Annotated in this window: 17 protein-coding genes; 3 read left to right on the top strand and 14 right to left on the bottom strand. The window is 67.0% G+C overall.

From position 1 onward, the window contains the following. Positions 1–4: 4 nt before the first annotated feature. The 9 genes from AC1G9C_RS06885 to AC1G9C_RS06845 form a co-directional block, all read right to left on the bottom strand. Positions 5–1,099, bottom strand: coding sequence for a WD40/YVTN/BNR-like repeat-containing protein (locus AC1G9C_RS06885; protein ID WP_480409783.1), 1,095 nt, complete (start codon positions 1,097–1,099; stop codon positions 5–7). A gap of 198 nt (positions 1,100–1,297) precedes the next feature. After that, entirely contained in the window at positions 1,298–2,668 is a 1,371-nt protein-coding gene (locus AC1G9C_RS06880) for a DUF1329 domain-containing protein (protein WP_122107378.1), read from the bottom strand. A 212-nt stretch (positions 2,669–2,880) separates the two neighbouring features. After that, positions 2,881–4,881 (bottom strand): DUF1302 domain-containing protein, encoded by a 2,001-nt coding sequence (locus AC1G9C_RS06875; protein ID WP_021445932.1) that lies wholly within the window; start codon positions 4,879–4,881, stop codon positions 2,881–2,883. 484 nt (positions 4,882–5,365) lie between these two features. Next, positions 5,366–8,038 (bottom strand): aminopeptidase N, encoded by a 2,673-nt coding sequence (gene pepN, locus AC1G9C_RS06870; RefSeq protein WP_480409782.1) that lies wholly within the window; start codon positions 8,036–8,038, stop codon positions 5,366–5,368. Positions 8,039–8,090: 52 nt separating this feature from the next. Next, positions 8,091–8,927 (bottom strand): DUF2797 domain-containing protein, encoded by an 837-nt coding sequence (locus AC1G9C_RS06865; protein WP_480409781.1) that lies wholly within the window; start codon positions 8,925–8,927, stop codon positions 8,091–8,093. Beyond that, positions 8,927–9,190, bottom strand: a complete 264-nt coding sequence (locus tag AC1G9C_RS06860; RefSeq protein WP_021445929.1) for a YeaC family protein — start codon at positions 9,188–9,190, stop codon at positions 8,927–8,929. The genes AC1G9C_RS06865 and AC1G9C_RS06860 overlap by 1 nt, the downstream gene beginning before the upstream one ends. 60 nt (positions 9,191–9,250) lie before the next feature. Beyond that, positions 9,251–10,111: a rhomboid family intramembrane serine protease gene (locus AC1G9C_RS06855; protein WP_480409780.1), complete on the bottom strand. Its 861-nt coding sequence runs from the start codon at positions 10,109–10,111 to the stop codon at positions 9,251–9,253. After that, positions 10,108–11,082 (bottom strand): metallophosphoesterase, encoded by a 975-nt coding sequence (locus AC1G9C_RS06850; protein ID WP_021445927.1) that lies wholly within the window; start codon positions 11,080–11,082, stop codon positions 10,108–10,110. Before AC1G9C_RS06850 ends, AC1G9C_RS06855 begins: the two co-directional genes overlap by 4 nt. Next, positions 11,083–11,970: an NAD(+) kinase gene (locus AC1G9C_RS06845; RefSeq protein WP_021445926.1), complete on the bottom strand. Its 888-nt coding sequence runs from the start codon at positions 11,968–11,970 to the stop codon at positions 11,083–11,085. Positions 11,971–12,068: 98 nt separating this feature from the next. On the opposite strand from AC1G9C_RS06845, the gene AC1G9C_RS06840 reads away from it, so the two are divergent. Continuing rightward, positions 12,069–13,034: a DUF1853 family protein gene (locus AC1G9C_RS06840; RefSeq protein ID WP_480409779.1), complete on the top strand. Its 966-nt coding sequence runs from the start codon at positions 12,069–12,071 to the stop codon at positions 13,032–13,034. A 70-nt stretch (positions 13,035–13,104) separates the two neighbouring features. On the opposite strand, the gene AC1G9C_RS06835 is transcribed toward AC1G9C_RS06840, so the two are convergent. From AC1G9C_RS06835 to AC1G9C_RS06815, 5 genes are all read right to left on the bottom strand, one after another. Further along, complete coding sequence (locus AC1G9C_RS06835; protein WP_480409778.1) at positions 13,105–14,214, bottom strand: cyclic nucleotide-binding domain-containing protein; 1,110 nt, start codon at positions 14,212–14,214, stop codon at positions 13,105–13,107. Between the two features lie 22 nt (positions 14,215–14,236). Next, complete coding sequence (locus AC1G9C_RS06830) at positions 14,237–15,175, bottom strand: 1-aminocyclopropane-1-carboxylate deaminase/D-cysteine desulfhydrase (protein ID WP_480410393.1); 939 nt, start codon at positions 15,173–15,175, stop codon at positions 14,237–14,239. A gap of 8 nt (positions 15,176–15,183) precedes the next feature. Further along, positions 15,184–16,551 carry a chromosome partitioning protein ParA gene (locus tag AC1G9C_RS06825; protein ID WP_480409777.1) on the bottom strand — a complete coding sequence of 456 codons (1,368 nt, stop codon included), beginning with the start codon at positions 16,549–16,551 and terminating at the stop codon, positions 15,184–15,186. Between the two features lie 202 nt (positions 16,552–16,753). Next, on the bottom strand, positions 16,754–17,185 hold the full coding sequence (locus AC1G9C_RS06820; protein WP_480409776.1) for a nuclear transport factor 2 family protein: 432 nt from the start codon (positions 17,183–17,185) through the stop codon (positions 16,754–16,756). A 66-nt stretch (positions 17,186–17,251) separates the two neighbouring features. Then, positions 17,252–19,285, bottom strand: a complete 2,034-nt coding sequence (locus AC1G9C_RS06815; RefSeq protein ID WP_480409775.1) for an oxidoreductase — start codon at positions 19,283–19,285, stop codon at positions 17,252–17,254. Between the two features lie 202 nt (positions 19,286–19,487). Here AC1G9C_RS06815 and AC1G9C_RS06810 point away from each other — a divergent pair, with 202 nt between their 5' ends. Next, a complete protein-coding gene (locus tag AC1G9C_RS06810; protein WP_480409774.1) occupies positions 19,488–20,513 on the top strand; it encodes a carbon-nitrogen hydrolase family protein in 1,026 nt (341 codons plus the stop codon). After that, positions 20,510–21,547, top strand: coding sequence for an AraC family transcriptional regulator (locus tag AC1G9C_RS06805; RefSeq protein ID WP_480409773.1), 1,038 nt, complete (start codon positions 20,510–20,512; stop codon positions 21,545–21,547). The genes AC1G9C_RS06810 and AC1G9C_RS06805 overlap by 4 nt, the downstream gene beginning before the upstream one ends. The last annotated feature ends 58 nt before the right edge of the window (positions 21,548–21,605 follow it).

The following is a 21,605-nucleotide window of genomic DNA, read 5'->3' as shown; positions in this document are numbered from 1 at the left end:
CTTGTTATTGTTGGCCCAGATCGGCGCCGGTCGCGGCGGCGAGGTGAACGCCGCCCTGCCCCACCAGGATCAGGTTGCCGTTATCCAGTGCAGTTACCCCGGCCAGCGAGATGCGGTCGGGACGGTTGATCAGGCTGAAACTCTGCCCGTGGTCGGTGCTGCGCAGCACGGTGCCGCCATGGCCGACCACGGCGATGCTGCCGTCGGCCAGCAGGGTGCCGTCGGCCAGGCCGAATTCCAGCGGGCCGTTGTTCGGCGTGTTGATGACGATCTGCTGCCAGCTGTCGCCGAAATCGGCGGAGCGGAACAGGTGGCCGCGCAGGCCGTAGGCCAGCAGGGTGCCGGCCTGGTCGGTGCCGAGCACGCCGAACAGCGAGCCATCGTAGGGCTGCTCCTCGATGCGTTCCCAGGTCTGTCCCCAATCGGCGGAACGGAACATCTGACCGAGTTCGCCGACGACGAACAGCCCCGCATCCTTCACCGCAGTGATGGCATTGAGGTGATAGGCATCTTCGTTGTCGAGGCGGTCGCTGACGTCTTCCCAGTTCTGCCCGCCGTCGCTGGTTTCCAGCAGCGCGCCGTAGGCGCCGATGGCGTAGCCGGTTTGCAGGTCCTTGAACCAGATGTCCAGCAGCGGCGCTTCGCGCTCGAGGTCTTCGAACTGCTTGATCCAGCTCAGGCCGCCGTCACTGGTGGCGAGGATCTGCGCGTCGTGGCCAACGGCCCAGCCATGCTGCGCATCGACGAAGAACAGCGAGGTGAGCATCTGCCGGCTGGGCACCTTGGCCTGCGTCCAGCTCTGTCCCTGGTCGTCGGAATAAAGGATATGGCCGCGGTCGCCGACGGCGACCAGGCGCTTGCCGGTGTTGACCACATCGAGCAGCAGGCTGTGCACCGCCTGGGGCGACTCGATGGCATAGCCGGCCTCTGCGGCTGCCGAGGTTTCGGCCTGCAGTGGCGCGGCGGCGAAGCTCAACACGGACAGCACACTGCACAGCGAGAGCGCTTTGGCCAGCGGCGAATGGACACGGAGCGCCGGTTTGCGCGCCAGGATGGACGCCAGACCGGACTGGGTGCGCCGCATGACGGGCTCACTCATATACCTTCCCCCTTATTGTTATAGGCGGTACTGCCTTATTAGCAGGCCGCTCATCCTAGCGAGCTTCGGAAAGCCCTGACAATCGGCGCGACGTTATGTTTTGTTAAGGCCGCAGCCGCTTGAGCACGGCCCATTCGCCGAGCTGATACGAAAAGGCCGCTACTACTGTAGCGGCCTTCGCGTGAGACTACACGACTATTAGCGGGTACCGCGACGACGCAGGGCGGCCGGCTTGAAATAACCGTCGTCCGGAATCGCCTGGCTGAAGTCGATGGTGTTGTTCTCTTCGTTGTCCAGGTTCTGCACGTGGTAGCGACGCGCCTGCAGATCGTGGAACACGTCCAGCGCGGACCAGGTGGTCGGCAGGTCGTAGTAGTTCTTCAGGTAGGCGATGGATACGCGCCACAGCTCGCCGCGACCGTCGTACTGATCCACCACCGCGGCCTGCCAGCTGTCCTCGTCGAGGAACAGGGTGCGCTTGGAATAGATGTGGCGGGCGCCGGACTTCAGCGTGCCTTCCACCACCCAGACGCGGTGCAGCTCGTTGCGGGTCAGCGCCGGGTTGAGGTGGCCGACCTGCAGCAGATCCTTGTACTTCACGTCCGGGCTGGTGACCTGGTAGTTGTTGTAGGGGATGTAGATTTCCTTCTTGCCCACCAGTTTCCAGTCGTAGCGATCCGGCGCACCGTTGAACATGTCGGTGTCGTCGGCGGTACGCAGGCCGTCGGCGGCAGCGATCGGGGTGTCGTAGGCCAGGTTCGGCGCACGCCGCACGCGACGCTGGCCAGCGTTGTAGCCCCAGGCCTGACGCGGCTCCTTGACCTGATCCAGGGTCTCGTGAACCAGGGTGGCGCCACCGGCCAGGCGCGCCGGGCTGGTGGTGAACGACAGGTAGTAGAACATGATGTTGTTCAGATCGGCGAAGGAGCCGTTCTGCATGTAGTACTTGAACATCGCCTCCTGCTGCGAGGTCACCAGCGAGTAGGCGCCGTTGCGCTGCACCGCCACTTCCGAGGCGCGGCGCACGATGTAGGTGCCGCGGTAGCGGGCGATGTGGTTCCACAGCGCCTCGACGCCGTTCTGCGGAATCGGGAACGGGATGCCGCCATAGGCATTGCTGAAGCCGTTACCGCCATCGGCCAGCTTGGCGCTGGTGGCGTTCTTGATGCTGTTGTCGTAGACCCACTGCGGCGCGGAGCCGGAGCGGCGGGTCTGGTACACCGGCATCTGGTAGGTTTCCGGATAGGCCTTGAACATGGCGATCTGACCCGGGGTCAGGTTGGCCTCGTACTGGCTCAGGTTGGCCGCGGTGATGGTGAACAGCGGCTTGTCTTCCGGGAAGGGGTTGACGTGGTGCTGGCCCGAGCGGGTGTAACCGGCCGGCGCCTGGGTGATGCCGCCGGTCCAGGCCGGGATGGTGCCGGCGGCGTTGCCGGCCTTCTCGGCGCCGAAGGGGGTCAGGGTATCGCCGAGCTTGGCGGCTTCCTGCGGGGAAACGGCAGCCAGCGCGGTGCCGGCGGAAAACGCCAGTGCAACGGCTACGGCCATCAGCCTGTGCTTGTTCAGCATGGTAATTCTCCGTGAAGAGTCTGGCCGCACGCCCTGCGGCGCCCGGCTGTTTTTCTGGTTATGGGTCTTTAGAGCCTGTTTACGATCTCGCGAGCTAGAGATAAACGGTGGCGAAAACGGCCGAGGAAGCGGAGTTTACGTATGTAAATGAGCATTCCGAGGTCGTTTTCAACGCCGTTTAGCCGACACGCAGCAGATCGTGGACAGGCTCGTTAGAAGGAGTACTTGACGTTGACGCCGACGTTGTCGCGGTCGCGCGAACCGTTGTTCTGCCCGGCACCGTAGAACTCGGTGTACTGGATCTCGGCTTCCAGGCTGTTCAGGTAGCTGGCGCGCATGCCGACGGTGTAGGCCATACGGCCTTCGACGAAGTTGCCGGTCTGGTGCGAGTTGCCCTCGAAGTCGTGCTTGAACACGGCGAACGGCGACAGGTTGACGCCGGCGTAGACGTCGTTCCAGGTGCCGGACATGACCAGGGTGTAGCCGTAGGCGTTCTTGTTGATCTGGTCGTCGCGGTCATAGCCGGAAACGTAGGAGTTGTTCGGCCGGCCGGCGTAGTAGCGCACGTTGCCCTGGTAATCGACGTACTGCAGGCTGTCGCCGCGCACGTGCTCGGACGCCAGCTCGGCGACGCCGAACAGCGAGTCGAAGCCCAGCGACGGACCGAAGTTGTAGATGGTGCCCAGCGAGGTGTTGAAGGCCTCGACACGGGTGGAGTTGTGGATCTGATCGTCGATATCGACCATCTGACCGCCGATGTTCACCGGGCGGCCGGCGGACAGGTGGGCGGCCTGGCCGAGCAGGTCGCCGAGCAGGTCGTTGGTGGTGGCGATGCCGATCGGCAGGTTCGGCCGGTAGGACAGCTCGCCGAACACCGAGGCCTCGCCGACCGTGGTGTTGAAGCTCATGCCGTACATGCGGATATCTTCGGCATACTCGCGGCGGGCGTTGACCTGGTTGGCCACGTCCACGGCGGCGGCGCCGTTGACCAGGCCCAGCACGGTAGCCGCGGCTGGGTTGCTGGCGGCCTGACTGACCAGATCGTCGTAGCTGGTGGCGCTGACGCCCAGCAGGCTGCCCAGGCTGGCCAGCTGATCGATGTTCAGGCCGGCGTAGGTGGAGTTGATATCGGCGTAGATGGTCGGTTCTTTGGCGTGGTAGTTGACGAAGTAGAAGCCGAACTCGGTGGAGTTGAGCTCTTCGGCGATATAACGGAAGGCGACGCCGAACTGGCCATCGTTCTTGGCATTGATGTCGGAGCCGACGCTGGCCACCTTGATCACGCCGTTGCTGTCCAGATAGTTGGTGCCCTGCAAGCCGCCGAAGTTGGCCGGCAGACCGGCGAAACCGCCATTCACCGCGCCGTTGTAAACGGTCTGGAACAGCGGATTGGACAGTGCATCGACCGTGGTGTAGGCGGTGTTGCCGCCATCGGCGAACAGATCGGTCTCGGAGAAGTAGGTGCCCACCGGGTCGACCGCGGTTTCCTTCCAGTTCCACTGGTAGAAGGCTTCCATCGACAGGTTGTCGGTCAGGCCGAGGTTGAAGCTCAGCGCCTCGACCGGCACCAGCACTTCCTTCACTTCCGAACCGGGCAGGCGGAACTTGGCGGCGTCGACCGGGTTGGTGGTGTTCACCCCGCCGCGGTAGAACAGGCCTTCGCCCCAGTTGAACACCTGCTTGCCGAGACGGCCGGAGACCGGCATATCGCCCACGTCCCAGTTGCCGTAGACATAGGCATCGAGGATCTGCGCATCGCGGCCGGCCTTGTGCCGGGTCTCGTAGGTGAAGCTGTCGTCGCGCGGGAAATTCTGGCTCGGCTGGGCCGGATCGTTGGCGCCGTAGTAGTCGTTGCGCTTGTCCATGATCTGGGTGTCGTAGAACGCGGTGCCGCGCACGAACACGCCGTAGTTCTGATACGAGGCTTCCAGATCGGTGGTGATCTTGAACACTTCGGAAACCAGGCCGGTATCGAAGTTGCGGTTGCCGTCGTTGGTGTTGATGTCGTTGTTGCTCTTGTCCTGGCCCTGCACGCGCCACAGCTGGCCGTAGGACACGGTGGTATCGATGGAACCGGTAATTTCGTTGTCGGCGAAGCTGAACTCCACCGCCTGAACCTGGGCGGCAACCAGCAACGGCAGGACGCCAGCGAACGCGAAGCCGGCGGTGGCCGGGGCAAATCGCAGAACGGGCTTGCGGGACTTAATTTCCATCGAGACTTTACTCCGTGGACAGATCATTCTTTTGGGCGATCCCGCAGGCGGGACGGCGATATGCCGTACTGACGACGGCTTTTTTTGGCTTGCGCCAATGCGTTGCAGCGGCCCCTGGCGCAGCGGCGTGGGGCCGAATCCCGTCCTGCACTGCAACCATGGTGCCAATTCAAACGGGCGTATCAGCGCAAAGGCTCTAGTTAGACAATCGGCGGTGTTTCCTTCGGTGACTGATCATTCACTGACCAATCTGTCAGCTATTCGCCAGGCCGGTGGCGTCTTTTGTCCTACGATCCGACGCTTTATGCCCCTTGCTAGAGGTCTTGCGTGGGTTTTCGCGCAAGCAAGAGCACCACTCAGTCAAGGGCCAAGACCCTAACTTAAGTGTGCAAATGCATAACAGGCGAAGGGCATATTTCTTTGAGTAACAAAAAAGTGTTACCAGCCAGAGACTGGTAACACTTCTTGTGCAGCAGAACCCGTCTTAGGCCAGGCTTTTGCTCACCACCTCGTAGACATCGCTGGACAGCTCACCGGAGGCGAGGATGCGCTGCAGTTCAGCCTGCATTTGCGCCTGACGGGCGGCGCCGTACTTGCGCCAGCGGGTCAGCGGCGCCAGCAGGCGCGAGGCGATCTGCGGGTTGAGGGCGTTGAGGGCGATCACCTGGTCGGCGAGAAAGCGGTAGCCCGCCCCGTCGGCGCGGTGAAAGTTGACCAGGTTCTGGTTGGCGAAGGCGCCGATCAGCGCGCGCACCTTGTTCGGGTTCTTCAGGGTGAAGGCCTCGTGCTGCATCAGCGCATGCACCCGTTCCAGGCCGCCGGGCAGCGGGCAGCCGGCCTGCACGCTGAACCACTGGTCCATCACCAGCGGGTTGTCCTTGAAGAAGTCGGCGAACATCGCCAGGGCCTTGCCCTGCTCGTCCCGGAACGGCGAGTTGACCAGCACCGCCAGCGCCGCCAGGCGCTCGGTCATGTTGTCGGCGTTCTCGAACTGATCGACGCAGGCGGCCAGCACCTCGGGCCGCTCGCTGAGCATCAGGTAGGACAGTGCGATGTTCTGCAGGCTGCGGCGGGCGAAGTGGGCGGCCTCGGCGACATAGGGGGTGACCTTAGACACTTCGCGGTTGGCCTGGTAGCGCGCCCACAGTGGCTCGAACAGCGCGCTGGCCAGCTCCTTGCGGGCGAACTCGCGGGCGACGTGGATGGCCTCGACGTCGGCCACCTCGCTGATCTCGGTGAGGTAGGCTTCGCCCGGCAGCGAGAGCATCTCGGCGACCATGGATTGATCCAGCGCTTCGTCCTCGAGCAGCGTGCGCAGCGCCGTGACCAGGCGCCGATCCAGCAGCAGGGTCTCGCCGCGCTGCTGCTGGCCGATCAGCTCCTGCAGCACCTGCACCGACAGCTGCTGGCCGGCTTCCCAGCGATTGAAGCCATCGCTGTCGTGCTGCATGAGGAACATCAGCTGGTCGCGGTCGTAGGGAAAATGCAGCTTGACCGGTGCGCTGAAGCCGCGCAGCAACGACGGCAGCGGCCGCTCGGCGACATCCACGAAGGTGAAGCATTGCTCGGCCTCGGTGACCGACAGCACGCGGCTGGCGCCCTGCGCGGCAGCCTCGCCCTGCAGGCGCAGCGGCAGCTCGTGGCCCTGGGCATCGAGCAGGCCGAGCGCGACGGGGATGACGAAGGGCTGCTTGTCCTTCTGCCCCGGCGTGGCCGGGCAGCTCTGGCGGAAGCTAAGGCTGTAGGTCTGGGCCGCGGCGTCATAAGCCTCGCTGACCTCCAGGCGCGGCGTGCCGGCCTGGGTGTACCAGCGCTTGAACTGGGTCAGGTCGACGCCGCTGGCATCCTCCATGGCCTTGACGAAGTCGTCGCAGGTCACGGCCTGGCCGTCGTGGCGCGCGAAGTACAGATCCGAACCCTTGCGGAACAGCTCCGGCCCGAGCAGGGTGTGGATCATGCGCAGCACTTCCGAGCCCTTTTCATAAATAGTCAGGGTGTAGAAGTTGGAGATCTCCATGTACGCATCCGGGCGCACCGGGTGGGCCATGGGGCCGGCGTCCTCGGCGAACTGGTGGGTGCGCAGATAGGCCACGTCCTCGATGCGCTTGACCGTGCGCGAGTGGGTGTCGGCGGAGAACTCGGCGTCGCGGAACACGGTGAAGCCTTCCTTGAGCGACAGCTGGAACCAGTCGCGGCAGGTCACGCGGTTGCCCGACCAGTTGTGGAAGTACTCGTGCGCCACCACCGCCTCGACGCGCTGGTGGGCGGCGTCGGTGGCGGTCTCGGCCTTGGCCAGCACGCAGCTGGAGTTGAAGATGTTGAGGCCCTTGTTCTCCATGGCGCCCATGTTGAAGTCGTTGACCGCGACGATCATGAAAATGTCCAGGTCGTACTCGCGGCCGTAGACCTCCTCGTCCCACTTCATCGAGCGCTTGAGGCTGTCCATGGCGTGCTGCACCTTGTCGATGTTCTCCGGCTCGACGTAGATGCGCAGCGCGACTTCCCGCTGGCTCATGGTGGTGAAGCTGTCTTCCACGCACCACAGGTCGCCGGCGACCAGGGCGAACAGGTAGGCCGGCTTCTTGAACGGGTCTTCCCAGGTCGCCCAGTGGCGACCGCCCTCTTCCGTGCCGCTGGCGATCGGGTTGCCGTTGGACAGCAGCACCGGGTAGCTGTGTTGCTCGGCGCTGACCGTGGTGGTGAACTTGCTCATCACGTCCGGGCGGTCGAGGTAGAAGGTGATCTTGCGAAAGCCCTCGGCCTCGCACTGGGTACAGAACATGCTGCCGGACTTGTACAGGCCCTCCAGCGCGGTGTTGCTTTCCGGATGGATACGCACCGTGCTGTCTACCACGAAACGCTCCTGGGTCGGCTGCAGGGTCAGGTGGCTGTCGGTCAGCGTGTAATCGCCTTCGCCCAGCTCGCGGTCATCGAGCTTGAGCTCCAGCAGTTCAAGCTGCTGACCATCCAGCACGAGCGGCGGCATGCGGCCCCCCGACAGGCCGGCGCCGGCCTCGGGATTACGGCGCATGACCAACTGCGCGTGCACCAGGCTATGGTCCTCGAACAGCTCGAAGGTCAGGTGGGTCTCGTCGATCAGGTAGTCGGGGGCCTGATAGTCCTTGAGGTAGATCATCTTCGGTTGTTCGGTACGCATGGCTCTTGGCCTCTCGTCTGCGGCGCGCCGGGCGCCGGGTGGCAATCGGGGGTCAGGCGGCGATCTCGTGGACGGCCAGCTGGTAAGCGGTGTACTTGCGGATATTGATCACGCCGGTGTCGAACATCAGGTACTGGCCCTTGATCCCGAGCAAGGTCCCCTCGGCCAGTGGCTGCTTGTCCAGGTTGAAGCTGGCGATCTTGGCCGGATAGGCTGCGATGGGATAGCGGATGTCCAGCACCTCGGCGGCGCCGAGCGGCTGAATGGCCTGCAGACCGAAGCGCTGCTGCAGCTCGGCGATGCCCGCGGCGCAGCTGGCGAACAGCTGCTCGCGGATCGCCGGCAGATCGACCGGCACGGCATCGCCCTTGAGCAGCGCGCGCCAGTTGGTCTTGTCCGCCACCTGGCTGCGCAGCAGGTCCTCGACGAAGCCGGACTGCTGCCTGGTGGCCACGCGCAGGATCGGCAGCGCCTGGGTCGCGCCTTGGTCGATCCAGCGCGTCGGCACCTGGCTGGCGCGGGTGATGCCCACCTTCACGCCGCTGGAATTGGCCAGGTAGACGATATGGTCGGTCATGCAGAACTGCTCGCCCCAGCTCGGCTCGCGGCAGGTGCCAGAGTCGTAATGGCACCTTTCCGGGCTCATGATGCACAGATCGCACTGCGCCAGCTTCTGCATGCAGGGGTAGCAATAGCCCTGGCTGAAGCTGGTCTTGGTCTTGCGCCCGCAATGGCTGCAATGGATGGCGCCGAGGTATTCCAGGCGCAACGTCTTGCCCAGCAGCGGGTTGACCGGCACCTCTTCGTCGCCGAGGCGCAAGGCGTACTGCACCGGCGCGTCCAGGCGCGCCGCCATCTTGCTCAGCGAGCCACGTCCCAGTTCGCTCATCAGTGCAGGGTTTCCGAGGACTTGAACAGCAGGTTGGGCACCGGCTCGGACTTGCTGCTGCACTCCTGCGGGCCCATGTAGCCGGTGCGCTGATCCTCCGGCAGGTTCTGCTGTTCCCAGGCGATCATCGCCTGCAGGCTCAGCTCCTTCTGCTCCTGGGTCAGCTTGCGGCCATCGGGCCATTTGCCGATTTCCACGGCCAGCTTGAGGCTCTGGTAGATTTCCGGGGTGATGTTTTCGATGGCTTCGAGAAAGGACGACATGGGGTCTCCGGATGGATCCTGGGGCGGGTGCAACCCGCCGGAACGGTCAATATGATCGGTTCAAGCGCTGCGCCTGGCCAGCATACCGCCAAGCAGCCCGGTGAGGCAGCCGCCGAGCAGGCCGCCGAGATGCGCGGCATTGGCGATAGCGCCGAACTGCAGCAGTTCGAAGATGCCGGTCATGCAGATCGCCAGCCAGGCCAGCATCATCACCAGCACGCCGGGCGGCAGGCGATAAGCCGGATTGGGCGCCAGGCGTTGGTAGATCCAGCAATGCCCGAGCAGGCCGTAGAGTACGCCGGACAGGCCGCCGAACAGCGACGGCCCGGCCCACCAGTACTGGGCGAAGTTCGACGCCAGGGCGAACAGCAGGGTCAGCCCGAGCAGGCCGATGGCGCCCTGCCGAAATTCGATGCGCCGGCCCAGCTCCCAGTACCAAAGGCTGTTCATCGCCAGGTGCAGCCAGCCGAAGTGGATCAGCATGGGCGTCAGCAGACGCCACCACTGGCCGCTGGCGAGCGTCGCCTCCAGGTAGGTCAGATAGAGGTGCTCGCCGTCGATACGGAAGTCGACGAAGCTCAGCCAGCGGATGGCGGCGAAGTTCTCCCCGGCCGCGGTCACGGCGAAAACGATGAAAGTCAGCAGCAGCACGGCGCCAGTCAGCGGACTGCGGCGCAGTTGCAGCAATACGCCCTCGCGCTCCGGCGCGACGGGGTCGGCAACCTCGCCGGCGGCATCGCCATCCGGGTAGCGCGCATAGAGCTCGCGCACCTGTTCGGCCAACTCCTCGCCGGCCACCCAGAGCACCTGCTCGCCGCCCTCCTCGATCACCCGGTGCGGCACCTGCAGACGCCGCAGCAGGGCGACGAAACCGCTCAGATCGGCGGCGAGCGGCAGGCGCAGCACGGCCACGGCGCTCATCGCGGCGCCTCCGCGGGATCGACGTCGACCCAGACGAACTTGCCCGACTCCAGGCGCTGCTCCTGGTCCAGGCGGTAGGCCACCAGCTTGCCGCCAACCACCGCGCTGTAGTCCAGGCAGGCCAGGTTGGCGCGAATCGGCGCCGGCTTGCCGCGGCGCCAGTAGTGGCCGACGAACAGCAACGGCTCGTGTGCGCCGTAGCGCAGCAGCTCGTCCTTCTGCAGTTCGGTCAAAGGCGTCTGCGCCGCCAGCTCGGGCAGCGCGTCGGGCTGGAAGACGATGTCGCCGTAGGTCTCGGGATTCTCTTCCCAGAACTTGGTACGGAAATAGGAACGGGTGAAGCCGTCGTCGCTGGTCAGGGTCAGGCCGTGCGGCAGGCGCATGTCGGTGCCGCGCAGCAGGCGATCCAGGGCCAGGTTGGCGAAGCTGCCGGGCACCGCCGAGGCCTGGACGAAATGCTCGTCGATGCAACCGTCGGCGAACTGCGCGCGCAGCGGCTCGATCAAGCCGCTGTCCCAGCAGGCATGCACCACGCGAAAACGCCCGGCATCGAGAAACAGCGGCATCTCGTAGAACCAGCGCAGGAACTCGCGCCATTCCTGCGGATAGGCCTCGAACTGCGCCAGGGTCTCGCGCATCAGGCGCTGGTGGCGCGGGCTGTGTTCGCGGACGAACTGCCGGCCGCTGCCCGGCGGCGCCGGCGTGCTCCAGCCCAGGGCGTTGAATTCGTGGTTGCCCATGATGCACAGCGCCTGGCCGGCCGTGACCATGGCCTGCACCAGGTGCAGGGCCTCGCGGATGCCGGGGCCGCGGTCGATCAGGTCGCCGAGGAAGATCGCCTGGCGCGAGGCATGGCGCCACACGCCGCCCTGCTGGCGATAGCCGAGCTGCTCCAGCAGGCGCTCCAGGGTGCGCGCGCAGCCGTGGATATCACCGATCAGGTCGTAGCCACGATGGGGGTCGAGGGACATTCAGTCGTGCCCCCCGAGGCGGCTGCCCCAGCCCAGCTTGGTGCGGCAGACCTCGTAATAGTTGTGATCCAGCGGATGGATCAGGCGCAGCTTCTGCGCCTTCTTGGCCACGTGCAGGGTGTCGCCCGGCGCGCAGGTGAAGTGGTTCTGGCCGTCGCAGGAGACCTGCGGGTAGATCTGCAGGTCCTGCGACACCACTATCTTCAGCTCGCTGTTGCCGTCCACCACGATCGGCCGGCTGGACAGGGTGTGCGGGTACATCGGCACCACCACTATGGCGTCGAGCTTGGGGTGCATGATCGGCCCGCCAGCCGACAGCGCGTAGGCGGTGGAGCCGGTCGGGGTGGCGACGATCAGGCCGTCGGCCTTCTGGCTGCAGACGAACTGGCCGTCGATGAACAGCTCGAACTCGATCATCCGCGTCGACTTACCTGGGTGCAGCACCACGTCGTTGAGCGCATCGCCCTGGCCGATGGCTTCGCCGTGACGACGCACCTCGGCCTCGAGCAGGAAGCGGTTCTCGGTCAGGTACTGGCCTTCGAGCACCTGGGCCACCTTGAACTCCAGCTCGTCGGGGCGGATATCGGTGAGAAAGCCCAGGCTGCCGCGGTTGATCCCCAGCACCGGCACCTTGTGCCGGGCCAGCGCGCGCGCCGCACCGAGCATGCTGCCGTCGCCGCCGACCACTATCACCAGGTCGCAGACCTCGCCGAGCATCTTCCGTGAGGAGGTCTGCAGGCCGTGGCCGGGCAGCACCTCGGCGATGGTGTCCTCGAGGATCACGTGCAGGTGGCGGTCGATGAGATAACGCTTGAGTCGGCGGACGGTCTCCAGCACCCGCGTGCTGCCGAGGCGCCCGATGATGCCGATATTGCGAAATTGCTCCATGGGATGCCCGCCAGACTTGAGAAGGGAGAGACGGCGATTATCGGTCAAAGGCCGAGGCCGCAGCAAACCGCCCACCGCACTGGGCTATGCTCGCTTACATGAGCCCGCTCGATGTCCTCCACGACCTGCCCCGCCACCTGCACCGCCCCGCCGTCCGCGACCTGGCCTGGGTGCTGCTGTCGCCGCCGCTGCTCGGGCAGACGCCCAAGCCGCAGCGCCACCCGCTGCAGGCCAGCCGCTGGGGCACCCAGCCGGCGCTGCTGGCCGACTGGCTACGCCGGCTGGACCGCGACGACGGCGAGCTGAGCGCCTGGCTGGCCGGCAATCCGGTGCGCCGCCTGGGCCTGTACTACGAACGCCTGTGGCAGTTCGCCCTGCATGGCGCGCCGGATATCGAGGTGCTGGCGGCCAACCTACCGATCCGCCAGAGCGGCCAGACCCTGGGCGAGCTGGACCTGCTGCTGCGCGACGCCGAGGGCGAGCACCACCTGGAGCTGGCGGTGAAGTTCTACCTCGGCCCGCCCGCCGAAGACGGCGGCGACGCCGCGCAGTGGCTCGGCCCCGGCAGCCACGACCGCCTCGACCTCAAGCTGGCCCACCTCAGCCAGCGCCAGCTGCCGCTGTCCTCGCGGCGCGAGGCGCGCAGTACGCTCAACGCCCTGCGACTGGGCGACACCCAGGCCGCCCTGTGGCTCGGCGGCTACCTGTTCTATCCCTGGGCGCAGAGCTGCGCCGCGCCGCGCGGCGCCTCGCCGCAGCACCTGCGCGGACGCTGGCTGCACCGCCGCGACTGGCCGGCCTTCCTCCGCGAGCAGCCGCCGAGCGTCTGGCAGCCGCTGCCGCGCCTGGCCTGGCTGGCCCCGGCGCGGGTGGACGCCGAGCAGCGCTGGTCGGGCGAACGCCTGCAGCAATGGCTGGATGCCCTGCCGGCACAGGCCGGCGCGCAGTTACTGGTAAGTTTGGAAGAAGCCGCTGACGGCAGCTGGCAGGAAGTGCAGCGGATCTTTCTGGTCGGCGACCAGTGGCCGCGCCAGGCCGAGCCCCAGGCGGTCGACAGACCGTAGCCCGGCTGCAATCCGGGACAGGCTGCAGCCCTCCGCGGATTGCATGCGCGCCGCAACCGCCCCCGTCAGCTCAGCGGCTACGTTCGATGCGCCCGCCCGAACGCGCCAGGTAGCCGGCGCCGCTCTCGCACAGCAGGGCGTCGCGCTGCACCGCCGGCAGGCCATCGAGGCCGTTGCGCAGGGCGTAGACGCTGTAACCCAGCTGGGCGAGGAGGAACACCGCGCTGGCGCTGCGCTTGCCGCTGTCGCAGTAGCACAGGTAGGTGCGCGCCTTGTCCAGCAGACGCGCCTTCAGGCGCAACAGCTGCAGCGGCATGTGCAGGGCCTGCGGCGCATGCGCCTGCTGGTATTCCTCGAGCAGGCGCACGTCCAGCCACTGCGCGCCCTGAGCCAGCAGGCGCGCCGCTTCGCCGAGGGACACCTCGGCCACCACCGGCGCCTTGAGCAGGGCGAAGAACTCCTGGCGATCCAAGCGTAGCACGCTGCCGTCCTCGATCATGGTCACCGTGGCGTTGCGCGGCCGGTCGGCCAGCAGCGCCTCCTCGCCGAAACAGGCGCCCACCTCTAATTCGGCCAGCACCTGACTATCGCCGCCGGCGCCGCGGATCACTTCGGCCCGGCCGCTTTCGAGGAAAAAGCAGCAATCGCCCGCCGCGCCCTCCTCCAGCACCCGGCTGCCGGCCGGGAGCTGGATGCGCTGCAGGCGGCCGAGCATGTTCTGCACGTTGGCCGGCGGCACCTTGGCGAACAGCGGGTTGTCCAGCAGGCGCTCCAGCCACTCGACGTCCGCGCCGCTCTGCTGCAGCGCCAGCAGCAGGTCCTGATAGGCCAGGCGCCAGGTCAGCAGACGATCCAGGGTGACGCTGTCGATGGCCAGCACGCTGACGTCGCTCAGCGCACGCGCCTCGTGCAACCGCGGCAGGCTGGGCGACAAGGGATGGCAGCTGGCCTCGCTGCCGGCCCGCAGACGCTGCACCTGGCCGTCGGCGCCCTGCAACTGCAGCTCGCCCGCCAGCAGGTAGTAGGTCAGGCGCGCCTGATCGCCCTGGCGGAACAGCAGTTGGCCGGCCAGCAGGGGCTGCGGCACCAACTGGCTGCGCAACTCGCGCCACTGCTGGTCGGACAGCACGTTGAGCGGGGTCAGGCTGCGCAGCTGTTCGGGGTGGAGAGGTTCGCTCATGGGGGATTCCAGGCTCCGCTGGTCAGACCTCAGTGTAGTCGGCGGCGGCGCCCATCAGTGCGCGCCGCCCCTGCAGACCGCCGGTATGGACGAAGATCAGGCGACTGCCGCGGGCAAGGTAACCGCCCTCGACATGCTGGCGCAACGCCATTAACGCCTTGCCGGTGTAGACCGGCTCCAGCAGCAGGCCGCTGGCCCGCTCGCTGCGCAGGATAAACTCGTGCAACTCGTCGTCGATGCGGGCGAAGCCGCCGCGCGCCGCCTCGATCAGCCGATAGCCCCGATCAGGGCGACCAGCCTGGCGCAGCAGCGCGCTCACCTGCGCGGCCACGCCATGGCTGCCCGGCACCGCCAGGGCGCCGTACACCGGGCAGCGCCCCGCCTCGCCCAGCACCAGGCCGGCCAGGGTGGTGCCGGTGCCGACGGCCAGCCACCAGCCGTCGCAGTCGTCCCAGCCGAGACCGGCCAGCTGCGCCCGCGCCATTGGCACCAGGCCGCTGCAGCCCTCGGCCGCGAGCAGGCCCAGGCCACCCTCGTCGACCGGATGAAAGCGCGGGTAGCGCTGCAGCCAGGGCTGCCAGAAATCCGCCTGATGCCGCGCCCGGTAGCCGCCGTAGCCCAGCCAGTGCAGTTGCATGCCGCAGGCCTGCAGATCCGCGACGGTCGGCGTCTGCTGCGGCTCGCCGCGTAGCAGGCCGACGGTGGCAAAGCCGAAACGCTTGCCGGCCGCGGCCAGCGCATGCAGGTGATTGGAATGGGCGCCGCCCAGGCTGATCACCCCGGCTGCGCCGCCGGCAGCGGCGGCCTGCAGGTGCGGGGCGAGCTTGAACCACTTGTTGCCGGACACCAGCGGGTCGATCAGCTCCAGGCGCAGGCAGGCCAGCTCGATGCCGGCCGCGTCCAGCCAGTCCAGATGCAGGGGTTGCAGCGCCGCCTGCGGGCGCCAGTCGGGGAATTGCAGGGCCAAGATCAGCCGACGGTACGCAGGCGACTACCCGCCTTGTGCCGCGCGCAGCAGTTGGAGTCGCCGGCGTTGAAGCGACTGGGCGAGTCGATCCGGTCGATGGGAATGGCGCAGCGTTCGCCGCTGGGCAGGCTGGCATCGCAGGTCGGCTGCTGATAATGCGCCAGCCACTGGCGGTACTGCGGCTCGGAGACGAAGCATTTGGCCGCGGCATAGGCCATGGGGTTGTCCTGGTAGCGGGCGATGTCCTGCAGCGGGATGGTCAGGTGGCCGGCGCCCGGGTGGTAGACCACGAATACCACGCCGAGCTTGGCCAGGCGCTCGAGCACCTGGTCGCCGCCCTGGCTGGCGAATTCGTCGCGCTCGCGCTTGAGCCGGGCGTTCTCCCGCTGCAGCTGGGCATCCTGCTCGTTGCGGTAGGCCAGCTCGACGTCGCGGATGGCGATCTGTTCCTTGTACTCCACTACCGCTGCGGCGACCTTGGCCTGCAGCTCGCCGTCGAACTGCGCGCGGAGGATATCGCCTTCGGTGCGGCCGTGGCGCTCGAGGGCGCGCAGCTGCTGGGTCATTTCCTCGCGGCTGCTCTGGAAACTCTCGGCCTGGGCGGCCAGCTGCGCCTTGAGACTGGCGTTGAGCTCCTCCTGCTGGCGCAGCGCCTGGTGCAGGCCGTGGATCTGCGCCTGCAGGTGTTTGCTCTGCTCCTCGCTGGCCAGCTTGAACTTGGCCAGTTCCTCCTCGTGCTGCTGGCTCAGGCTGCTGATGCGCAGGCGCTGCTGCTTGATCAACTGGGCGGTCTTCAGGCGGTGCTCCTGATCCATCTTGCGCGCCAGCTGGTCGGCCACTTCCTTGGCCGGATCGGGGGCGTACCACTTGTCCTCGGACGCCATCTGCAGGCGCTCGGCGACCACCGCCTGGGCATTCTCGTCCTCCACCAGCAGCCCGAGCTTATTGCCCTTGACCGCATCGCGCAGCAGTACCAGGTCGTTCTGCCCCGGCGCCAGGCTGGGGTCCCACAGGTGCATCTGGTGCCAGGACACCGGGCACTGGCTGCGGCAGGCCAGGCGGATGGGGCCGGCGCCCAGGTCGGGGCCACGCCCGGCGCGCTCGGCCAGGTGCTGCAGGGGAATGTTCCAGCCCTTGTCGGGGCTGCCGTCCTCGTTGAAGTCCAGGTAGAAGAACACCGCCGCCTTGACCAGCAGGCGCGGGTTGATGGTGACGAAGGCCACGCGCATCTGCTGGTCGGCGAATTCGGGCATGTTGACCACGCCGTCGAGCAGGGCCTCGAACTCGGGGAACAGCATCTGTTTGCAGATACCGCGTTCACTGAAGAACATCACGGCTTCCACCATCTGCGGCTTGTTCTGCATGCTCATCGGGTTCCCTCTGGACCAACGCGGGTGGCATCTGCGCGCACGGAGGACTGCCGACAAGGCCTTGTCAGGCCTGAGCGGCGGGCGCCCTCCGTTGTTCAGCCAAGTCTAGGGGAAAAACCCGCCGCAGCAATGTGACGGGCTTGGCACTCGACCAGCCACCCAGCAGAGTGCGACGAGCCGCAAAACAAAACTGTGATGGATTTCAGTGCTTGTCCGCGGCGAGAAAGGGCGCCAGGCGTTGTGCCATCTCCGCGCCCAGCGCCTGCAGGCCGCTCATCGGGCGGATCATCACCTCGAACTCGACGATCCTGCCGGTCTCGTCGAAGCGGATCATGTCGATGCCTTTAAGGTCCCGGCCAGCGACCCTGGCGCTGAACTCCAGCACCACGCTGAACCCGTCGGCCGTGGCCAGCTCGCGGTGGTAGGCGAAGTCCTCGAACACCTTGAGCACGGTATTGAGGATCAGGTTGACCGCCTGCGCGCCCGGGTAGGGGGTATGCGCCATGGGCGAGCGAAACACCGCCTGCGGGTGCAGCAACTCCGGCAGCGGCCCCAGGTCCTTGGCGGCGATAAGCTGGTGCCAGCGTTGCAGGCTGGCCGCGGCGGCGGGCTGCAGTTGGGCTTCGAGGGACATCGGGCTTCTCCTTGTTATTGTCGGCCACAAACAAAATGCCCCGCACAAGGCGGGGCGTCTTCTTGCTTAGAGCTCGGCGGCCAGGCGCGAGCCCTGGTTGATCGCGCGCTTGGCGTCCAGTTCGGCCGCCACGTCGGCGCCGCCAATCAGGTGCACGCGCTGGCCGGCGTCTTCCAGGCCCTGCTGCAGCTCGCGCAGCGGATCCTGGCCGGCGCAGACGATCACCGTATCGACCGGCAGCAGCTGCGGCTCGCCGCCAGCGATGCGGATATGCAGGCCGGCGTCGTCGACCTTGAGGTACTCGACCGAGTTGAGCATCTGCACGTTCTTGTTCTTCAGCCCGGTGCGGTGGATCCAGCCGGTGGTCTTGCCCAGGCCGTCGCCGACCTTGGACTTCTTGCGCTGCAACAGGAACACCTGGCGCGCCGCCGGGTGCGGCTGAGCCGCGATACCGGCGACACCGCCGCGCGCCTCCAGTTGGCCGTCGATGCCCCACTCCTTCCAGAACGCCTCGCGGTCCAGGCTGGTGGCCTGGCCCTGGTGGGTGATGTATTCGGAAACGTCGAAACCGATGCCGCCGGCGCCGATCACCGCGACCTGCTGGCCGACCGGCTTGCGTTCGAGGATGGCGTCCAGGTAGCTGATCACCTTGGGATGCTCGATCCCCGGAATCTCCGGAGTACGCGGGGCGATGCCGGTGGCCAGGACGATCTCGTCGAAACCGCCGCCCGCCAGCTCGTCGACGCCGACGCGGGTATTGAGGCGCAGATCGACGCCGGTGGTTTCCAGCTTGCGCTTGAAGTAACGCAGGGTCTCGAAGAACTCCTCCTTGCCCGGCACGCGCTTGGCCACGTTGAACTGGCCGCCGATCTCGCTGGCGGCATCGAACAGGGTCACGCTGTGGCCGCGCTCGGCCGCGACGGTCGCCGCCGCCAGCCCGGCCGGGCCGGCGCCGACCACGGCGATCTTCTTCACCTGCTGAGTGGGGATATAGTTCAGCTCGGTCTCATGGCAGGCGCGCGGGTTGACCAGGCAGCTGGTCAACTTGCCGCCGAAGGTGTGGTCCAGGCAGGCCTGGTTGCAGCCGATGCAGGTGTTGATCTCATCGCTGCGGCCTTCGGCGGCCTTGTTGACGAAGTCCGGGTCGGCAAGGAAGGGACGGGCCATCGACACCATGTCGGCATCGCCCTCGGCCAACACCTGCTCGGCGACTTCCGGGGTGTTGATGCGGTTGGTGGTGATCAGCGGGATCGACACCTCGCCCTTGAGCTTGGCGGTGACCTTGGTAAAGGCCGCGCGCGGCACCTTGGTGGCGATGGTCGGGATGCGCGCCTCGTGCCAGCCGATGCCGGTGTTGATCAGGGTGGCGCCAGCGGCCTCGATGGCCTTGGCCAGCAGCACGATCTCGTCCCAGGTGCTGCCGCCCTCGACCAGATCGAGCATCGACAGGCGGTAGATGATGATGAAGTTCGGCCCCACCGCCTCGCGCACGCGACGGACGATCTCCACCGGCAGGCGCATGCGGTTCTCGTAGCTGCCGCCCCAGCGGTCGGTGCGCTGGTTGGTGTGGGCGACCAGGAACTGGTTGATGAAGTAGCCTTCCGAACCCATGATCTCGACGCCGTCGTAGCCGGCCTGCTGGGCCAGGGCGGCGCAGTTGACGAAGTCCTGGATCTGCTTCTCGATGCCCTCCTCGTCCAGCTCGCGCGGCTTGAACGGGTTGATCGGCGCCTGGATGGCGCTCGGCGCGACGGATTTGGGGCTGTAGGCGTAGCGCCCGGCATGCAGGATCTGCATGCAGATCTTGCCGCCGGCCTCGTGCACCGCCTGGGTGACGACCTTGTGCTTCTCCGCTTCCTCGACCGTGCTCAGCTTGGCCGCGCCGGCGTACACACCACCCTCCTCGTTCGGACCGATGCCGCCGGTGACCATCAGGCCGACGCCGCCGCGGGCGCGCTCGGCGAAATAGGCCGCCATGCGCTCGAAGCCGCCCGGCTTCTCTTCCAGGCCGGTGTGCATGGAGCCCATCAGGGTGCGGTTGCTCAGCGTGGTGAAGCCGAGGTCGAGCGGGGCCAGCAGGTGCGGGTAACGAGCAGTCATGGAATTCTCCACATCGCGGTGCAGTTCACGGATTGCCGCGGTCTCATGGTCACGCGGTCGGTTATGAGGCCAGACGATAAAGAGCCCGCCAGCCCGGCTCAATGATCAAAACTGACAAGATAATGATCGAAATGAGCAAGCTGACTTGGCAGGCCCGCCCAATCGACCTAACCTGCAGCGCAACTCCAATGAAAGCCCCGCCATGCGTTTACTGATCCTCAGCGTCCTGTCCCTCGCCCTGCTCGCCGGTCTCGGCAGCTACGCCCACTGGTGCGAGCAGCGCCCCAGCGGCCACTACCTGTCCGACCTGCGCAGCCGGCTCGCCCTCGACCGCGGCCAACCCGGCCCGCGCGGCAACCTGCTGGGCATCCAGCCCGAGCTGTTCGCCGCCGACTACCAGAGCCTCGACCGCCTGCGCCTGAAACTGGCCGCCTACCTCGACCAGGCACGCGACCTGGGCCTGCTCAGCGAACGCACCATAGTCGTGCTGCCGGCACATATCGGCACCTGGTTGCTGGCGGTGGGCGAGAAGGACGAGCTGTACCGCGCCGCGGATCGGCGCCAGGCCCTGCGCTGGCTGGCGGCGAGCAACCCGCTGGCCTTCCTGCGCGCCCTGTTGGCCGCCGAGGGCGACGCGCGCCTGGACGACGCCCTGCTGCGCACCAAGGCCAGGGCCATGGCCCAGGACTACCAGCAGCTGTTCGGCGGCCTGGCCCGCGACTACGGCATCACCCTGGTGGCCGGCTCCATCGTCCTGCCCGAGCCGCGCGTCGAGCTGGGCCGCCTCGAGGTGGGCCGCGGGCCGCTGTACAACGTCAGCCTGGTGTTCGACCGCGCCGGCAATCCGCTGGGCCAGCCGCAGCGCCAGGCCGTTGCCGCAGGCGCCGTGAGCGCCGCCCCGAGCGCGGCGCTGCAGGTGCTCGACACACCGGCCGGACGCCTCGGCGTGCTGCTCGGCGACGACGCCCGGCAGGCTGCCAGTCGCGCCGCCCTGGTCGGCCAGCAGGTCGAGCTGCTGGCCATGCCCGGCGACCTGGAAGGCGCCGGCCACAGCGCCGAGCTGGCCCGGCACCTGCATGCCGACGGCGTACGCGCCGGCCTCCGGGTGCACCTGCGCGGCCGCCTGTGGGAGCGCAGCGGCCAGGCTGCGGGGCTGGCGTTCGACGCCGGTCAGGTGCAACAGGGCGCCGAGGACCGCGGCGCGCAACTGCTCAACCTGTGGCTATGAAAGCCTCGCGCGTTCGCCTCGGCGACCTCTCGGTCGGCTTCACCCAGGCCCTGGCCGCAGCCCTGCGCGAACGCGGGCACGACCCGCAGCCGCTGCTCGAGCAGTTCGGCCTGGACGCCGCGCGCCTGAGCGAGCCGCGCGCACGCCTGTCGATCCCGCGTTTCATGCGCCTGGGCCACAGCGCCATCGCACTGTGCGGCGACCCGGCACTGGGCCTGGACATGGGCCGCCTGAGCCGGCTCGGCCAGGTCGGTCTGGCCGGTATCTGCGCCGCCCAGGCGCCCAACCTGGGCGCGGCGGCGCGCGTGCTGACCGACTTCGAGGCGCTGTATGCGGCCAACTACCGCGGCAGCTCGGGCTTGGTCGAGGACGGCCGCGGCGCCTGGCTGCATTTTTATTCCATCAGCCCGTACAACGCCTACAACCGCTTCGTGGTCGACTCGGTGCTGGCCGGCTGGCAGAGCAACCTGAGCCAGGTGATCGGTCGCCCGGTGGCCCTGGAGAAAGTCGAGATCGAGTTCCCGGCGCCGGTCTATGCCGAGCGCTACGAGGCGCTGTTCGGCTGCCCAGTGGAGTTCGCCGCCGGCGCCAACCGCCTGCGCCTGAGCGCCGCCAGCCTGGCCCAGGGCAACCCGGAGCACTGCCCCGGCACCTGGCAGCAGTTGCTGGAACTGTGCGAGCGCGAACGCGAACAACTGACCCGCACCCGCAGCCTGCGCGAACGGGTGATCCAGTTGCTCGGCCCGCTGCTGCACGGCCGCGAGCCGGACCTGGAAGAGCTGGCAAGACGCCTGCAACTGCCGAGCTGGACGCTGCGGCGCAAGCTGGCCGAGGAAGGCACGCAGTTTCGCGCCATTCTCAACGACACCCGCCGCGATCTGGCCATGGCCTATATCCGCGACACCGAGCTGGCCTTCGGCGAGATCGCCTACCTGCTCGGCTTCGCCTCCGCCGAAGCCTTCCAGCGCGCCTTCAAGCGCTGGCTGGGGCAAACGCCCGGCGACTACCGGCGCGCGCAACGCCGAGCGGGCTGATCGCGCACGGCAACCTTGATCGCCAATCGTTTGCAACTTAGAATCCTTTTCATCCGCG

The organism is Pseudomonas sp. ABa2 (genome assembly GCF_056676075.1).
The sequence above is the reverse complement of the archived record's forward strand: the minus strand, read 5'-3'. Positions and strand labels throughout refer to the sequence as shown.